This window comes from Paraburkholderia sp. USG1 (assembly GCF_031570135.1).
In the GTDB taxonomy this organism is placed as follows: Bacteria; Pseudomonadota; Gammaproteobacteria; order Burkholderiales; family Burkholderiaceae; genus Paraburkholderia; species Paraburkholderia dioscoreae.
In genome coordinates, this window is sequence record NZ_JAMWXW010000006.1 from 173973 (window position 1) to 190775 (window position 16803).

Annotated in this window: 15 protein-coding genes; 9 read left to right on the plus strand and 6 right to left on the minus strand. The window is 62.2% G+C overall.

Going from position 1 to position 16803, the window contains the following annotated elements; genetic code table 11:
* Window positions 1–14 precede the first annotated feature (14 nt).
* Window positions 15–917, minus strand: coding sequence for an O-acetylserine/cysteine exporter (locus NE850_RS10390; RefSeq protein WP_007180563.1), 903 nt, complete (start codon window positions 915–917; stop codon window positions 15–17).
* A gap of 188 nt (window positions 918–1105) precedes the next feature.
* Here NE850_RS10390 and NE850_RS10395 point away from each other — a divergent pair, with 188 nt between their 5' ends.
* On the plus strand, window positions 1106–1981 hold the full coding sequence (locus tag NE850_RS10395) for a pirin family protein (RefSeq protein WP_310698714.1): 876 nt from the start codon (window positions 1106–1108) through the stop codon (window positions 1979–1981).
* 81 nt (window positions 1982–2062) lie between these two features.
* Complete coding sequence (trxA, locus tag NE850_RS10400; RefSeq protein ID WP_310698715.1) at window positions 2063–2911, plus strand: thioredoxin; 849 nt, start codon at window positions 2063–2065, stop codon at window positions 2909–2911.
* Window positions 2912–3006: 95 nt separating this feature from the next.
* On the opposite strand, the gene tcdA is transcribed toward trxA, so the two are convergent.
* The gene (gene tcdA, locus NE850_RS10405) at window positions 3007–3864 is read right to left on the minus strand and encodes a tRNA cyclic N6-threonylcarbamoyladenosine(37) synthase TcdA (RefSeq protein WP_007180560.1); all 858 of its coding nucleotides are present in this window, start codon (window positions 3862–3864) and stop codon (window positions 3007–3009) included.
* A 228-nt stretch (window positions 3865–4092) separates the two neighbouring features.
* On the opposite strand from tcdA, the gene pdxH reads away from it, so the two are divergent.
* From pdxH to NE850_RS10420, 3 genes are all read left to right on the plus strand, one after another.
* On the plus strand, window positions 4093–4734 hold the full coding sequence (gene pdxH / locus NE850_RS10410) for a pyridoxamine 5'-phosphate oxidase (RefSeq protein ID WP_007180559.1): 642 nt from the start codon (window positions 4093–4095) through the stop codon (window positions 4732–4734).
* Between the two features lie 141 nt (window positions 4735–4875).
* Entirely contained in the window at window positions 4876–6090 is a 1215-nt protein-coding gene (locus NE850_RS10415) for a cyclopropane-fatty-acyl-phospholipid synthase family protein (protein WP_007180558.1), read from the plus strand.
* A gap of 71 nt (window positions 6091–6161) precedes the next feature.
* Window positions 6162–7481, plus strand: coding sequence for a DUF72 domain-containing protein (locus NE850_RS10420; protein WP_007180557.1), 1320 nt, complete (start codon window positions 6162–6164; stop codon window positions 7479–7481).
* On the opposite strand, the gene msrA is transcribed toward NE850_RS10420, so the two are convergent.
* Window positions 7478–8026, minus strand: coding sequence for a peptide-methionine (S)-S-oxide reductase MsrA (gene msrA, locus NE850_RS10425; RefSeq protein WP_007180556.1), 549 nt, complete (start codon window positions 8024–8026; stop codon window positions 7478–7480). The genes NE850_RS10420 and msrA overlap by 4 nt on opposite strands.
* A gap of 256 nt (window positions 8027–8282) precedes the next feature.
* On the opposite strand from msrA, the gene NE850_RS10430 reads away from it, so the two are divergent.
* Window positions 8283–8792 (plus strand): flavin reductase family protein, encoded by a 510-nt coding sequence (locus tag NE850_RS10430; RefSeq protein ID WP_007180555.1) that lies wholly within the window; start codon window positions 8283–8285, stop codon window positions 8790–8792.
* Window positions 8793–8812: 20 nt separating this feature from the next.
* On the opposite strand, the gene NE850_RS10435 is transcribed toward NE850_RS10430, so the two are convergent.
* Complete coding sequence (locus NE850_RS10435; protein ID WP_007180554.1) at window positions 8813–9328, minus strand: Lrp/AsnC family transcriptional regulator; 516 nt, start codon at window positions 9326–9328, stop codon at window positions 8813–8815.
* A gap of 130 nt (window positions 9329–9458) precedes the next feature.
* Here NE850_RS10435 and kynB point away from each other — a divergent pair, with 130 nt between their 5' ends.
* From kynB to kynA, 3 genes are read left to right on the plus strand one after another with little or no spacing between them, the layout of a single operon-like run.
* Window positions 9459–10097, plus strand: a complete 639-nt coding sequence (kynB, locus tag NE850_RS10440) for an arylformamidase (RefSeq protein ID WP_310698716.1) — start codon at window positions 9459–9461, stop codon at window positions 10095–10097.
* 29 nt (window positions 10098–10126) lie between these two features.
* Window positions 10127–11377, plus strand: coding sequence for a kynureninase (gene kynU, locus NE850_RS10445; RefSeq protein WP_007180552.1), 1251 nt, complete (start codon window positions 10127–10129; stop codon window positions 11375–11377).
* A 13-nt stretch (window positions 11378–11390) separates the two neighbouring features.
* Window positions 11391–12323, plus strand: a complete 933-nt coding sequence (kynA, locus tag NE850_RS10450; protein ID WP_165186988.1) for a tryptophan 2,3-dioxygenase — start codon at window positions 11391–11393, stop codon at window positions 12321–12323.
* A gap of 170 nt (window positions 12324–12493) precedes the next feature.
* Here kynA and NE850_RS10455 read toward each other — a convergent pair whose 3' ends face one another.
* Together NE850_RS10455 and NE850_RS10460 are read right to left on the minus strand one after the other, a co-directional pair.
* Window positions 12494–14242 carry an enterotoxin A family protein gene (locus NE850_RS10455; protein ID WP_310698717.1) on the minus strand — a complete coding sequence of 583 codons (1749 nt, stop codon included), beginning with the start codon at window positions 14240–14242 and terminating at the stop codon, window positions 12494–12496.
* Between the two features lie 1469 nt (window positions 14243–15711).
* Window positions 15712–16692, minus strand: a complete 981-nt coding sequence (locus NE850_RS10460; protein WP_007180548.1) for an AraC family transcriptional regulator — start codon at window positions 16690–16692, stop codon at window positions 15712–15714.
* Window positions 16693–16803: the final 111 nt, after the last annotated feature.

Here is a 16803-nt window from a genome sequence, read left to right on the forward strand (position 1 = left end):
CCCCGTTTTCGCGCTCAATCGGACGCGCCGGTTGCCCGACGCGCCGGTGAAAACCGCTGCACGACCCAGCCGCCGAACACATTCACGGCCAACCCCGCCATCACCAGCAACGCACCGCCGATCTGCGCCGCAGACAGTTGCTCATCGAGAAACAGCGACGCCGACGCGAGCCCGACGATCGGCACCAGCAGCGAAAACGGCGCGACCTGGCTTGCCGGGTAGCGCGACAGCAGTCGGCTCCACAACCCGTACCCGAGCAGCGTGGCAATGAACGCGAGATACACGATCGCGAAAATCGACATCGCGCTGATGCCGGCGAGCGCCGCGACGATCCGCTGCGGGCCCTCGAACGCGTACGACAGCGCGAAAAACGGCAGCGGCGGGATCAGGCTGCCCCACACCACGAGTCCGACGAGATCGACCTTGCCGACCTTCTTCGTGACGATGTTGCCGAGCGCCCATGAACACGCGGCGCACAGCGTGAGGACGAAACCGGCCAGCGTCATGGCACGGCCCCCCTGCATGCCGATCACGGCAAGCCCGGCCGCCGCGATCGCCAATCCCGCGACATTCGGCAAGCGGAACCGCTCATGCAGGAAGATAGCCGCGAAGATCAGCGTAAAAAACGCCTGCGCCTGCAACACCAGCGACGCGAGTCCGGCGGGCATGCCGACATACATGGCCGAAAACAGAAAAGCGAACTGCCCGAACGAGATCGTCGCGCCATAGGCGAGCAGCCAGCGCCACGGCAGTTTGGGCCGCTTGATGAAAAACACCGCCGGCACCGCGGCGAGCGTGAAGCGCAGCGCGCCGAGCAGCATCGGCGGCACGCCATGCAGGCCGACTTTGATCACGACGAAGTTGACGCCCCACGCCACGACGACGACCAGCGCGAGCAGCAAGTCCCTGGGCGACATGCGGTCTCCAATTGATTGTTCGATCCGGCAGTTTAGCGGAGCCGGCAGAAGCGAGCGATGGACCGCCCGATGGACCGCATTACGGATTCCCGGAACGACGGCATGCCGCCCAGCCATCGTCATGGCGCCCTCCGCAGTAGAATCGTCCATTGAGCCGAATCTCCCCCATTCTTCCAGCCGAGCCCGCCATGTCTTCCTCGATCAAAGCAGTCCTCAAGCCGCATCTGCGCGACGTCGGCAATCTGACCGTGCGGCGCGTGCTGCCGGCCATGCAGGCGCGCCTGGTCGGCCCGTTCATCTTCTTCGACCACATGGGCCCGGCCACCCTCGAACCCGGCGTCGGCCTCGACGTGCGGCCGCATCCGCATATCGGCCTCGCCACGGTGACCTATCTGTTCGAAGGGGCGGTCATGCATCGCGACAGCCTGGGCTCGGCGCAGAAGATCGTCCCCGGCGACGTCAACTGGATGACAGCCGGGCGCGGCATTGTCCACTCCGAGCGCACGCCGGACGAGGATCGCGCGAGCGGCCTGACCATGCACGGCATTCAGACCTGGGTCGCCCTGCCGCTCGAAGACGAAGAGATCGAGCCGTCGTTCGCGCATCACGCGGCGAACACGCTGCCGGTGGTCGAGCGCAACGGCGTCACGCTGCGGGTGATCGCGGGCACGGCTTTCGGTGCAACCTCGCCGGTCGCGACGTTCTCCGGCACGCTGTATGTCGCCGGCGAATTCGCGCCGGGCAGCGCCTTCGCGCTCGAACCGGAACACGAGGAACGCGGCGTCTATCTCGTGGACGGCGATCTGGAAATCGACGGCACGCCGCTCGAAGCCGCTCAGATGGCCGTGCTCGCGCTCGACGAAACGGTCACGCTGGCGAGCACCCACGGCGCGCGCGTCATGCTGCTCGGCGGCGAGAAGCTGGATGGCGAGCGCTTTATCGAGTGGAATTTCGTCGCCAGTTCGCGCGAGAAAATCGAAGCCGCGAAGCTGGCGTGGACCCATCAGGAAATGGGCAAGGTGCCGGGCGAAACCGAATGGATTCCGCTACCCCAGCGCAAATGAGCACCGGCGGGTTCAGGCAGCATTGAATCCGTGGCGTTTGGCCCCAAATAACCGTCAAACCGTTTTATCGACGAGGACGCAATGGACACCACTCTGGCCACTTTCGAACAGGACGTCATCACGGCGTCGACACTGGCCCCCGTGCTGGTCGATTTCTGGGCGCCCTGGTGCGGCCCCTGCAAGACCCTCGGCCCGATGCTCGAAAAGCTCGAAGCCGAAGCCGCCGGCAAATGGAAGCTGGTGAAGGTCAACGTAGACGAGAACCAGGAACTGGCCGCGCACTTCCAGGTGCGCAGCATTCCGCACGTCATGGCATTCGCCGACGGGCGGCCGGTCGATCAGTTCGTCGGCGTGCTGCCTGAAGGTCAGTTGCGCGAATTTATCGAGCGGCTCGTGCCGCAAGGCGCGGATGCCGCGCGTCTGGAGGCGCAAACCGCGCTCGCCGAAGGCCGCCGCGAAGATGCCTACGACGCGCTGCAAGCCGCCCTCGCCTACGACCCGGGTTTCGACGAAGCGCGCATGGACCGCATTGAAATGCTGCTCGAAGACAACCGTATCGACGAAGCCCGCAACGAAATCGATCTGCTGTCGCCGAAAACGACGCAAGGTATCGACGCGCGCTTCAACGCGATCAAGACGCGTCTCGACGCGGTGGACGCCGCCGCGGCCTTGCCGCCGACCGATGCGCTGGAAGCGAAGGTCGCCGCCGACCCAACCGATCTCGAAGCGCGCTTCGATCTGGCCAGCGCGTTCATCGCCCGCCTCAAGTATGCGGAAGCGCTCGAACAGTTGCTTGCGATCGTGCAGCGCGACCGCGCGTTCCGCGACGATATCGGCCGTAAGACCATGCTGTCGGTGTTCGATCTGGCCGCGCATCAGCCGGAGCTGGTGTCGCAATGGCGGCGCAAGCTGAGCGCCTCGCTGTTCTGATCTGCCCAGTCGGTATTCAGGCGCCGCCGGTGTGCCGCCGCCTGAATACCTGAATCTTCGGCTTTGCCGCGGCACCTGCCGCAACGTGAATCACCTCAAGCCGTCGCCTGCTTCGCCAACGCCCGCAGCACATGCGCAGCCGCGGCAAAGCCAAAGCTCGCCGTCACGCACACGCTCGAACCGAAGCCCGCACAGTTCAAACCGACCGGTCCCGTGTGACCCGGCGACGTGCTCACGTGCTCGGCTTCCATGTCTATATCGCAGACGGCGGCTTCCGGGTAGATCAACGGCTCGTCGGAATACACCGCGCTCACCTTGAACTTCGCCTTCGGCCCGCGCGGAAAGCCGTGCTGTTTGCGCAGTTGTCCGCGCACTTTCGACAACAACGGGTCTTGAATGGTCAGCGCGAGATCGTCGATGCGAATGCGCGTCGGATCGAGCTGGCCGCCCGCGCCGCCGACCGTGATCAACGGCTGTTTCTTTTCCACACACCATGCGATCAACGCCGTCTTGGTGCGCACGCTGTCAATCGCATCGACCACGTAATCGAAGCCGCCGCCGAGCGTAGCCTCGAAATTGTCCGGCTCGACGAAGTCTTCGATCAGGCGCACGTCGCAAAACGGATTGATCGCCGCGATGCGTTCCGCCATTGCTTCGACCTTCGGTTTCCCGTAGTTGCCGTCGAGTGCGTGGATCTGCCGGTTAGTGTTGCTCTCGGCGACGTTGTCGAGATCGATCAGCGTCAGCGTGCCGACCGCGCTGCGCGCGAGCGCCTCGGCCACCCACGACCCGACCCCGCCAATGCCGATCACCGCCACGTGCGCGCCTTCGAACGCAGCGAGCGCCGGTGCGCCGTACAGGCGGGCAATGCCGCCGAAGCGCCGCTCGCGGTCGGCGGTTTCACTCCCGTCGAGGCTGGTAGTAAGATCGGATGGCGCGGTGGTGCTGGACATGATGGCAGGGCTCACTGGTCAGGCAAAAATACAGAATGGCGACGCTCACGCGTACGCAACCCCGTATTCTGCCTGAACGCACCAGCTTGCATCGGCGCGCAAAGAGCAGCGCCGTGGGCCACAGCGCGTCGGCATGCACCACAGCACCGCGTGAGACCTTGACCTGGCTACGCGCAAAAAATTAGCGTCTTAGCTATACTGATTGGACTGTAGCGTTCGCATAAGAACATGACCTCACTCGCCGAACTTCGAAAAAACTATTCGCTGGGTTCTTTGGACGTCGGCGATGTCGACCGCAACCCGTTTCGTCAATTCGACATGTGGTTCAAACAGGCGGTAGACGCCCAACTGCCCGAACCGAATACCATGACGGTGGCCACGGTCGACTCGCGCGGCCGGCCATCGGCGCGCATCGTGCTGATCAAAGGCGTCGATGAGCGCGGCTTTGTGTTCTTCACCAATTACGAGAGCCGTAAAGGCCGCGAACTGGCGGCCAATCCCTACGCCAGCCTGCTGTTCTACTGGATCGAACTGGAGCGCCAGGTGCGCGTAGAGGGACGCATCGTCAAGACCAGTGCGGAAGAAAGCGATGGCTATTTCGAGTCGCGCCCGCTCGGTTCACGTATCGGTGCGTGGGCATCCAATCAGAGTCAGGTAATTGAAAGCCGTTCGCAGCTCGAAACACGCGAACGCGAATTCAGCCTGTTATACGGCGATCAGCCGCCGCGTCCGCCACACTGGGGCGGCTATCGTTTGGTACCCGAAGCAATCGAGTTCTGGCAAGGCCGGCCGTCGCGTCTGCACGACCGCTTGCTCTACACCCGATCGGACGAACAGAGCGACTGGCAAATCTCCCGCCTGTCGCCTTGAACTGGAATACAACACCGGCAGTGCGTTGCCAATGCAGCAGCGCGCGCCGGCCGGACGGCATCTCGCGGCATAGGAGTTGCGCCGCATCGAGCTGCGGTCCACACAAGCTTTGCTTTAATTCAACGGACACGGAGAGATCGCATGTTCTGGGAGAAGAAGCTGGCGCAGTGGGTGGAAGATGTAAAAACCAAGGCTAACGTTCCAGCACGCCTCGTGCTGTGGGACGGTCAGCAACATGACTTCGGGCAGTTCGCCGCGCCCCAGGTCACGCTACATGTCAAAAGCGCCACGGCGCTGCCGTATCTGCTCGAACCGAGCCTCGACAATCTCGGCGAGGCGTACGTGAAGGGCAAGATCGACATCGAGGGCAAGCTGTCGGACATCATCAACGTCGGCTACCAGTTGGCGCGCAACACCGTCACCAGCGCGGGCAAGCTGGCGCGCGTGCGGCGCTACTTCAGTCATTCGAAGGCGTCGGACAAGAAGGCGATCCAGTATCACTACGACGTCTCGAACGAGTTCTACAAGCTGTGGCTCGACGAGAACATGGTGTACTCGTGCGCCTACTTCGAGAACGGCGACGAAGATCTCGCCACCGCGCAGATCAAGAAGATCGACCACATCCTCACCAAGATCCAGTTGCAGCCGGGGCAGCGCCTGCTCGATATCGGCTGCGGCTGGGGCGCGCTCGTCCTGCGCGCGGCGCAGAAGTTCGGCGCGAAGTGTGTGGGCGTGACGCTCTCGCAGAATCAATTCGACCTCGCCACCGCGCGTGTGAAAGCCGCGGGCCTGGAAGGCCAGATCGAGATTCGTCTGCAGGATTACCGCGACGTCGAAGGGCAATTCGATCGCATTACGAGCGTCGGCATGTTCGAGCACGTCGGCCGCAAGAATCTGCCGGGCTACTTCGAGAAGATTCGCGATCTGCTGGTCGACGACGGCGTCGCCATGAATCACGGTATTACGTCGAGCGATTCGGACAGCGGCGAGACGGCACTCGGCGGCGGCGAATTCATCGACCGTTATGTGTTCCCGGACGGCGAACTGCCGCATATCAGCCTCGCGCTCGAAGCCATGCAGCGCGGCGGGCTCGAAGCAGTTGACGTCGAAAGCCTGCGCCGTCACTATGCGCACACGCTGGACATCTGGGCGGATAATTTCGAAACACACGCGGACGAAGCCCGCAAACTGGTCGACGACGAAAAATTCCGCATCTGGCGCGTTTATCTCGCGGGTTGCGCCTACGCGTTCGAGAACGACGACGTCTCCATCTACCAGGTGGTGTGCCGCAAAGCCGGCCGCAGCGCGAAAACCCTGCCGTGGTCGCGCCGCTATATGTACGACAAGCCGCTGTAATACGGTTGCGCCGCGGCGCCGTGCATGAGCGGGCGACGCGGCGCAACCTTTGAACAGCAGGCCGAACACCGATGGACCAGAGCAGGACAAGCGAAGTTGAACAGCCCGAAGTTGAACAGCCGGTAGAAGGCGAGGCTGACGTTGCGGGCAAAGCCGTGCAGTTCGATCTGTTCGGCATGCCGGTGGAAACGCCGCCGCCGAAGGACGAGGCCCGGATCAACCCGTCACGTTCGAAGAGCGCCACCACCCTATCGCAACCGGACGACGCCGGTGCCGCGCCTGAAGCCGACACCGCGACCGTCCCCGCCGTCACCAAAAAGCGCCGCGCCCGGGAAATCCTCGCCGCCCCGCCCTCGCCCGAACTGCTCGCACTCGCGGCCGAACTGCCGCCGCAAATTCATCTCGGCACCTCGACGTGGTCGTTTCCGGGCTGGAACGGCATCGTCTATGGCGACGAATACAGCAACAGCAAGCTCTCGCGCGAAGGCCTCACGGCCTACGGCGCGCATCCGCTGCTCAAGACGGTCAGCATAGACCGGTCGTTTTATCAGGTGCTCACGGTCACCGAGTATTTGCGCTACGCGCAGCAAGTGCCCGAGCACTTCCGCTTCATCGTCAAGGCGCCGATGACGATCACCGACGCCACCGTGCGCGCCGAACGCGGCGAGCCGGTCTCGATGAACCCGTGTTTTCTGAACGCGCAAATGGCGATCGACGACTTCGTCACGCCTTGTCTCGAAGGCCTCGGCGCCAAGGCCGGCGCGCTGGTGTTCCAGCTTTCGCCGCTGCCGGATCAAATGCTCGCACATCCGGCGGCATTCATCGAACGGCTGGCCGAATTCCTCGCGGCCTTGCCGAAGCTGCCGGACGGCACCTGCTACGCGATCGAAATCCGCGATGCGAGCCTGCTCACGCCGCGCTTCATCCGCACACTCAAAACGGCGGGCGTGCGCTATTGCGTGGGAATTCACGCCCGCATGCCCGACCCGCTGCGCCAGGCCGCAGCGCTCGCGCTGCTGGACGGCGAGCCGGCCGGACCGTTGATCGTACGCTGGAGTCTGCACGGCGGCTTCAAATACGAACAGGCAAAGGCCAAGTACGAGCCGTTCAACCAGCTGGTCGATCAGGATCCGGCGACCCGTGCTTCACTCGCCGAACTGGCCGCGCGCTACGCGCTGGCCGGCCAGCCGGTGGTGATTGCGATCAACAACAAGGCGGAAGGCTCGGCGCCGCTGAGTTGTGTGGAGTTGGCGCGCGCAATCATCGAGGCGTATGCGCGGCTGGCTCATGAACACGAGCACGACCATGAGCCCCCGCCGGCCGACGAGAACGAGAGCCCGCCTCACCCCGACGCCTATGAAGGAACCTCACCCAGACGCTTGCCGTGTTAGCTCGCCTTGATCCGGTGAGCAAACTTCTGACGAAACTTCGCCACCTTCGGCGCCACCACGAACGAGCAATATCCCTGATTCGGATGGTGCGCAAAATAGTTCTGGTGATAAGCCTCGGCGGGCCAGTAGTTGCCGTCCAGCGGCAGCACCTGGGTGACGATCTGGCCGTCGTAAATCTGCTGTTCGCCAATCTCGCGGATCGCCTGCAGCGCGATCTCCCGCTGCGCGTCGGAATGCGTAAAGATCACCGAGCGGTATTGCGTGCCGACGTCGTTGCCTTGCCGGTTCAACTGCGTCGGATCGTGGATCGCAAAGAAGATGTCGAGAATCTCGCGATAGCTGATCTTCGCCGGATCGAAGTCGACGTTCACGACTTCCGCGTGGCCCGTTTCGCCGTCGCACACGTCTTCGTAAGTCGGCTGCCGGGTCTGGCCGCCCGCGTAGCCCGACTCCACCGCGTTCACGCCTTCGACGCCCAGATACACCGCTTCGAGGCACCAGAAACAACCGCCGCCGAGAGTGGCGACTTCGCCTGTCTGACTCATGCTGCCCGCTCCTTGAACTCATAATCGGCCGATGCCGGTCCACGCTTCGCCTCAACGCTCGTTCCACCACCCGATTTTCCAGCTTAGCGGGTTTTTCACTCACCGGCTCGCGGTCACGGCCAATCCGCCGCGATTGCAGTTAAAATTGGGACAAATCGACGATTTTCACTATGACTTTCGAATCATTTGTTTTCAGCCGCACGCGCGACAGGTTCATCCCGGGCTTCGGCCGGTTTGCGCCAGGGGCTCGCGCCCAATGAAGCGCGCCAGCCCGCCCAACTTCGACCAGAGCGCCTTTAAACAGGCGCTCAGCCAATTCGCCACCGGCGTCACCGTCATTACAACGCGCGCGGCGTCCGGCCAATTGATCGGCATCACGGCCAGCTCGTTCAATTCGGTTTCGCTCAATCCGCCGCTGGTGTTATGGAGCCTTGCCACACGCTCGGCGTCCATGCCCGTGTTCCGCGCGAACAGCCATTACGTGGTCAATGTGCTGGCCGCCTCGCAACTCGATCTGTGCAAGCGCTTTGCGACCGTGAAGGGCGACCGCTTCGAAGGCGTGTCGCATGCGCAAGGCGACACCGGCATGCCGGTGCTGGACGGTGCGCTCGCCTGGTTCGAATGCCATAACCGCAGCCGTTACGAAGAAGGCGACCACGTGATTTTCGTCGGCGAAGTGGAGCGCTGCGGCGTGCACGAAAATGCCGCCGGAATCTCGCCTCTGGTGTTTCAGAACGGCCAGTTTCACGGACTCAAGCCGCTTTGAACGCGCGGCCGTATTTGCGCTCAGCGATCGTTGTGCGCGGCGCCGTGCCCGCTGGCTTTCTTCACTAACGACACGGGCACGCCCGAATCTTCCTTGAGTGTCTGCAGCACGATATTCGAACGAATATCCATCACGCCCGGCGCCTTGTAGAGCCGCTGCAGCACGAAATCCGAATAGTGCTTGAGGTTGTGCGCGAGAACTCGCAGCAGATAGTGAGTCTCGCCGGTCACGACGAACGCGCCGACCACTTCCGGCCAGTCGCGCACCGCTTCCGCAAAGCGCTCGTGCCAATTCTCCTGGTCGTTGCGCATGGACACCTGCACGAACGCTTCCAGTTCAAATCCCAACACTTCGCGGTTCAGACACGCGCGGTAATGTTCGATGACACCCTGCTCTTCGAGCAGGCGCAGGCGTCGCAGACAAGCTGACGGCGAGAGCGAGATGCGCTCCGCGAGGTCGAGATTGCTGATCCGTCCTTCTTGCTGAAGCACCGTCAAGATACGGCAATCGGTGGCGTCGAGCGAGATCGCGTTCATATTCGGTCTCCCTTTCCCATTTATCTCAAATTATGTTCCAAGACACGGCGTAGAAGGAGATTTTTTCGCAATCACATTTCGCGTCAAGCCACCTATCATTCCCGGATAGACACGAACCGCCGATGCGACTATGCGAACACTTTGGGACATCACACCCGCCGTCGATGCCGCCACGCCCGTGTGGCCAGGCGACACGCCGGTGGGTATCGAGCGCGTATGGCGCATGGAGGCGGGCTCGCCCGTCAATGTGGCGCGGCTCACGCTGTCGCCGCACACCGGCGCGCACACCGATGCCCCGCTTCACTACGACGCCGAAGGCGCCGCGATCGGCGAAGTGCCGCTCGATGCCTACCTCGGCCGATGCCGCGTGATTCATTGCATCGGCGCATCACCTGTTGTGACGCCACAACACTTGACCTGTTCGCTCGATGACCTGCCGCCGAGAGTCTTACTGCGCACTTACAGAAACGCGCCGACCACCGTCTGGGACAGCGGGTTCTGCGCGGTCGCGCCGGACACCATCGATCTGCTGGCGTCGCGAGGGGTGAAGCTGATCGGCATCGACACACCGTCGCTCGACCCGCAGGAATCGAGGACGATGGACGCTCACCACCGCATCCGTGCGCATCGCATGGCGATTCTCGAGGGCATCGTGCTCGACGACGTCGCCGCGGGCGACTACGAACTGATCGCGCTGCCGCTCAAGCTGACCACACTCGACGCAAGCCCGGTGCGCGCGATATTGCGCACACTACCCGAGTCTCGCTGAATACCCCTGATCTGACTGACGGAATCACCATGAACCACCGTGACGAAGCACTGGCGCTCGACAGCGCCGACCCGCTGGCGGCGTTGCGCGATCAATTCGCGCTATCGCCGACGACCATCTATCTCGACGGCAACTCGCTCGGCGTGCCGCCGGCCGCCGCCGCGCAGCGCGCGCAGACCGTGATCGGCGCCGAATGGGGCGAAGGCCTGATTCGCAGCTGGAACACCGCGGGCTGGTTCGCGCTACCGCGCCGCCTCGGCAACAAGCTCGCGCCGTTGATCGGCGCGGCGGAAAACGAAGTGGTCGTCACCGATACGATTTCGATCAACCTGTTCAAGCTGCTGTCCGCTGCGCTGCGAGTGGCGAATGCGCGCGATCCGAAGCGTCGCGTGATCGTTTCCGAGCGCTCGAATTTCCCAACCGATCTGTACATCGCGCAAGGACTGATCGAACAGATCGACCGTGGCTATGAATTGCGTCTGGTCGCCGATCCCGCCGAACTGCCCGCCGCGATCGGCGATGACACCGCTATCGCGATGATCACGCACGTGAACTACCGCACCGGCTACATGCACGACATGGCCCCGCTCACCAGGCTGATCCACGACAAAGGCGCGCTCGCGCTGTGGGATCTTGCGCATTCGGCGGGCGCGGTGCCGGTCGATCTGAACGGTGTCGGCGCGGACTACGCGGTCGGCTGTACATACAAGTATCTGAACGGCGGCCCGGGTTCGCCAGCGTTCGTGTGGGTGCCCAGACGGCACCAGAATGAATTTGCTCAACCGCTGTCCGGCTGGTGGGGTCATCGCGCGCCGTTCAGGATGGACCCGACGTATCAGCCCGACGACGGCATCGGCCGCTTTTTGTGCGGCACGCAGCCGATGGTGTCGATGTCGCTCGTCGAATGCGGGCTCGACGTGTTCCTGCAAACCGACATGCAGGCGGTTCGCAAAAAGTCGCTGGCGCTGACCGATCTGTTCATCGAACTCGTCGAAACGCGCTGCAGCGAGTTTCCGCTGAAGCTCGTCACGCCGCGTGAGCATGCGCAACGCGGTTCGCATGCGAGCTTCGAACATCCGCATGGTTATGAGGTGATGCAGGCGCTGATCGCACGCGGCGTGATCGGCGACTATCGCGAACCGCATGTGCTGCGGTTTGGTTTTACGCCGCTGTACACGCGCTTTGTCGATGTCTGGGATGCCGTGGAAACGTTGCGCGATGTGCTGACGCAAGAGACCTGGCGGGCGCCTGAATTTGCCGCACGCGGCGCTGTGACCTGAGGAGTACGACGCGATGACCGATCATATGCAAACACCGGGGTTGCCGGAAGAGAAACCGGCGCAGGGATGTCCGTTTGGGCACGGGAGTGCTGCTTCTCATGCGGCGGCCCCAGTCGCCGATTCAGGTGATGGCTGGCACGACGCGCAGCTCGATTTTTCGGAGTCGATGAGTTACGGCGATTATCTGTCGCTCGGAACGGTGCTGGATGCGCAGCATCCGTTATCGCCCGATCACAACGAGATGCTGTTCATCATCCAGCATCAAACGAGCGAGTTGTGGATGAAGCTCGCGTTGTATGAGTTGCGGGCGGCGCTGCAGGCCGTGCATCACGATGAGTTGCCGCCGGCGTTCAAGATGCTGGCGCGCGTGTCGCGGATCATGGAGCAGCTCGTACAGGCATGGAGCGTTCTCGCGACGATGACGCCGTCCGAGTACACGGCGATGCGGCCTTATCTGGGGAGTTCATCCGGGTTTCAGTCGTATCAGTATCGGCAGATCGAGTTTTTGCTCGGCAACAAGAATGGGCTGATGTTGAAGCCGCATGCGCACCGGGCTGACGTGTTTGCCGAGGTGAAGGCTTCGCTGGAGGCGCCTTCGTTTTATGATGAAGTGGTCAGATTGCTGGCGCGGCGTGGATTTGCGATTTCGCCTTCGCGGCTCGACAGGGACTGGACGCAGCCTACTGCTCACGACGCGTCCGTTGAAGCGGCCTGGCTCGAGGTTTATCGGAATCCTTCGCAGCATTGGGAACTGTATGAGATGGCTGAAGAACTGGTCGATCTCGAAGATGCGTTTCGGCAGTGGCGGTTCAGACATGTGACCACGGTTGAGCGGATTATTGGTTTTAAGCAAGGCACCGGTGGGACTAGCGGGGCAACTTATCTGCGGAAGATGCTCGATGTGGTTTTGTTTCCCGAGCTTTGGCATGTGAGGACGATGCTGTAGGTCTTGTTTTTTTGCGCTGCGCTGGTTGCGTTCCCCGGCATCCTGGCCTTTGCCTGAGGTCGCTATCGTCTATTCGCATTGCACCCGCGCGCGGCGTGAGTGATCACCTGAACAACCAGGACGGGGCACGCAGCACCGTCCCGGCCCTGGACGACGCAAGGCCGTCCACTTCAGACCGTCTCGTTCCGCTGTTCGAAAGCCGCGCGTCTGGTCGTGTAACTCTGCATCTGCGCCCACAGCGCGTCGGGTACCCGATAGGTGCGTGGCGGCTCCCCTAGCACGTTGGTTTGAGCCACGCCATCCAGGTTGTACAGCTTCAGTTCGCCCGATTCACCTGGCACCACGTAGGAACCGTCCCGGTACAGCAACGCGGCGTTGTGATCTTTCAGCCACGCGTACATACGCGGACCGGTTCCCCTCGGCGCTTCGACCAGCCAGTCCTTAAAGCTGCCGTAGTCCGGTTCGCCCGGCACCCCGGTCACGAACGACGTCGTGCCAGACGGCAATACCGAATCCGGATCCCGCTCGAAACGGTATTGCGTGTCTGCACGGCCCGCGTCATTGTCCGTGTATGACCTCGGATCCGCCGCCGGCGTCACCGTCTTGCCGTCGCGATCCACGATGTCCCACCGGCTCTTCGTTTCCTCGAACGGCCCCGGATTCTGCGTCGCGGATAGCCGTGCGTACCCGTTCTCGTCATAAGTCACCCTCTGACCGTTTTCGTTGCTGACCAGGTGATGATCCTCGTCGTAGTGAAACGAGTCGCTCTTGTCGGTCGCCCTGTTGCCGGGGCCGTCCGCATACAGAAACCCTCCACTATCCGGACGCATCACGCTCCCCTTGCAAGACGGGTCCGTGAACTCGATACGCCCGTCCGGGGTGATGATCGCGCTGCCAGCGTCTTTGTCCGGCCTCTGCGTGTTGCGCACGCCCACACGGTCGTGCGGGATGCCAGACGCCTCACCGGGCGCGAGCGGGTCTTTTACTCCAACGAGCGGCGTCAGCACGCCGAACGCTCCGCCCGCCCAGCCGTCCTTCGCACGAATCGCAACGGGGCCCGCGTAATGCTGCCCATTCGCCAGGGCCTGGATTTTCTCCAGCGCGTGCCCGTAAAACTGCGCCTGCGACAGATTCGGATCCTGCTTCGGCGTATAAATCGTCTTGCCGTCGCGCAAGCTCGTGGCGCCGATGAACGGCTTGTGCAGCGCGTCGCTCCACGCCGGGTCGTCGCCCGCGAAGCCTGCTAGCTGCGGCTGCGCGCCGGCCGTGCTGGTCTGGTCATAAACGTCCCACCGATAGTCTGGATTGGCCGTGTAGTCGCCCACCTCGCCGTTCTTCATCCCCCACCAGCCGCGCACCTGGTTGTAGTCGATACGGCCCATTGCCGCCACCTCGCCCAACCCCGGGTTGCGCGCATGCGCACCCAGCGAGCCGTCGACATCCACCATGTTCGGCGAAGGCGCCACGTCGTAGATGTAGCCGTCCTTCGCCGGCATCTTCTGCTGCGCTGTCAACGCCCTCCGGTATGTGCCCAGATAGCCGCCGCCATCGCTGTTGTGCGGATCCTTCGCGACCGCCGAATCGTGCAGATCCAGATTGACGTTGCGCAGCGGCGTGTCTTCGCTATTGAAACCGCCGCGCGCCTTTAACTCCTGCGGACTGACCGTCGACGGACGGTAAAGCCCGCCCGACTGCGTGTCCGTGCTGCGCTTCTTCAATTCATCACGCCACGACGGCCCCGGCCGATCCCAGTCCGGCCGTGGCAAGTCCGCGCGCGGCGGCGTCAGCGTCGCGTAGCCGCCCGGCTGCGCGGGCGGAGGGATCCCATAGCTGCCGCCGACAGCACCAAGGTTAAGGTCGCCGAGTTCGTGCTGCCTCACGTGAATCATGGCTTGATAGTCGAGTCCAAAAAAATTCACGCGACCGGACCTTGGCGCCGTTGCATCAAGGTAGCCGGTCAACGCAGCGGATAGCTGGTTGAAGTTGGAGTACCGAAACGCCCCGTAGTTGTTGTCGAAAATCTCATATCCGTCGCTCCGGTAGTCGCCAGTTTGGTGAAGTCTTTGAATACCGAAATAATGGGCGCAAATGTCGTCATCATGTGCGTTCAGCTCTGCCGGCGCACTCATTTCAGTTGTCACTCCTACGAACTGGACCGGTGTGCCGTATGTCTCTCCCAGCGGGTTGAAGGGCCTGGAAAAACGGTTTGCCAGCTCTGTGATTATCGAACGGGCGACTTCTCCAGCGGTGTGCTGCCCATCGTCCCAATCCCGTCCAGGTATCTCGACATGATTGGCAAGAGGTACGTGCCCAACACTGCCATACCGAATCTGTAAATCGGACATTTCCGCCTCAGTGCGTTTGCGGACGTCCTCCCCCCTTCTTCCTTCGAGTCTGGCGGCCACCTCAGAGGAAGCCGCCATCAAGTCCTGGCCGCTTTGCGCTGCTACAGACTCGACATATTGAGTACTGCCAAGGCAGCCGCTCCAATCTTCATAGCCTCGTCTCGTTTGGAACAGATACTCGTTGTTGTTTTCCGCTGATGGCTGATATAACGCGTTGTAGTGGCGCAAGGCAATAGGGAGGTAGGTGTACGGATGGAATGGCTGCGGAAGCGACGTGACTGGCGGCTTCATTACAGCGCTGGGTGAAGCATTACGTCCCTCTTCGCCAGCCGGCGGCGCCTCCGTGGGGGACCGCCTGGCTCTACGTTGCAACGCCTGAATCTTCAGCATCCCCTCCTGGCTAGAGCAAGGCCTCTGACCGTTACCCGAAAGCCGGTCTTGCGTCGGCTGCCGGCCCGCGCGTTTGTCGGGCAATGGGTGGCCCGATCCAGATTGCTGCGACGGTGTCGATCCTTCTGTCTGTTGATCGCGAGAATCATGGTGGCCGCCCCTGCCTTGCAAATTGTCCGGATAGGACAAGTACGCGGATGAAGTACCGTTCACGGAAGACGTTGCCATGCTTGCCTCTCGATAGAATAGTTGAATCAGTTGGTATCCTTGCCCCTATGACGAGGGAAGGATACGAAGATTCCAACGCCGTTCCCTGCTATTTTGTAATACAACTGTATATTTTTATTTTGCAGTCCCGATAAATATAGCTGGACCATCCGGGATTCTCCCGGGATGACGCAAGCCATTTCGGCAGCGCCTTCACTCTTCGAACCGGTAGACGAATCGAGCGAACCGTTGGCGTTCGCATTCACGGTGACCCGCGCAACGCCCGTCTTCATAGCTGGGGGCGTCGCGTAACAACAAGGCGTGGACAACCGGCATGGCGATGAACGGACACGCTGAAGACATGTGTTGCCACAGCCGCCATACCATGCGCCGCAATTTTTCAACGGGAGGAATACGCCACTTCGGCTGAAAGCCTGCGCTTGAGACTACGTTGGCGGATAAGCTGCGGCGACGCTGTGCGACAGGCCCGGCGCGGACACGAGAGCGGGCGCGTCGTCGACACCCACGCCGCGCGCCGCCGCTTGTTCGGAGGCTTCACGGCTCGCGTCGTTCAGTTGCTGAAAGCGGCGGAATCTGGAAGGCGCCATGCCCTTGACCGCGAGAAACTGCCGGTTGAAGTTCGACAGGTTGTTAAAACCCGCCTTGAAGCAGACATCAGTCACGCTCAAGGCCTCGTCGGCGAGCAATTGGCACGCGAGATTGATACGCATGCGGTTCACGTATTGCACGAACGGCAGCCCGGTATGGCGGCGGAAATAACGCGAGAATGCACTGACGCTCTGGCCCGCGAGTTGCGCGAGGTCCGACTCGCGCAATTCGTTCGCGAGGTTTTTGCCGATATACGACAGCACGTGATTAATGCGGGTCGAAGCGAAACCTGATGGGTCGGTCCGATAAGCGGGACTCGCCAGCGTCTCGCGATCCGCGGCGTTCGTCAGAATCTCCAGCATCGACATGAACAGAACCAGCCGACGCAACCCGCGCGCCGCCAGCAATTCAAGAAACAACGGCCGGATCGCCGCGCTCGTCTGCGCACCGAACGACACACCGCGCCGTGAATCGACGAGCAACGCCTCAACCTGACGCCACTCCGGAAAACTCTCGACGCAGTTCGACACGAACTCCTGCCCAAACTGCACCACCAGATTGCGCTGCGCGACGCTCTGGCCTTGCGGCATTTCGCTCACCCAGTTGTGCGGCAGGTTCGGCCCGATCAGCACCAGATTGCCTGGCGCGAAGTTGCTGATGTGATCGCCGACGAACATCTTGCCAGTCGTCGCCACGATCAGATGAATCTCGTATTCGGGATGAAAGTGCCAACGCACGGTGCGATACGGATAGCCGTGCGACCACACTTTGAACGATTCGTCGCGGCGTACGGCCACGAGTTCGAGATCTGGTTGCACTGTCTGCCTCCATGAAGCGGCCTGCCAAAGGCGCCGCCGGTCTTTCTCTTGTATAGCGAAACGTAACCCTCAAACGCACGCTTCACCACTGGAAATGAGACCGCGGATCGA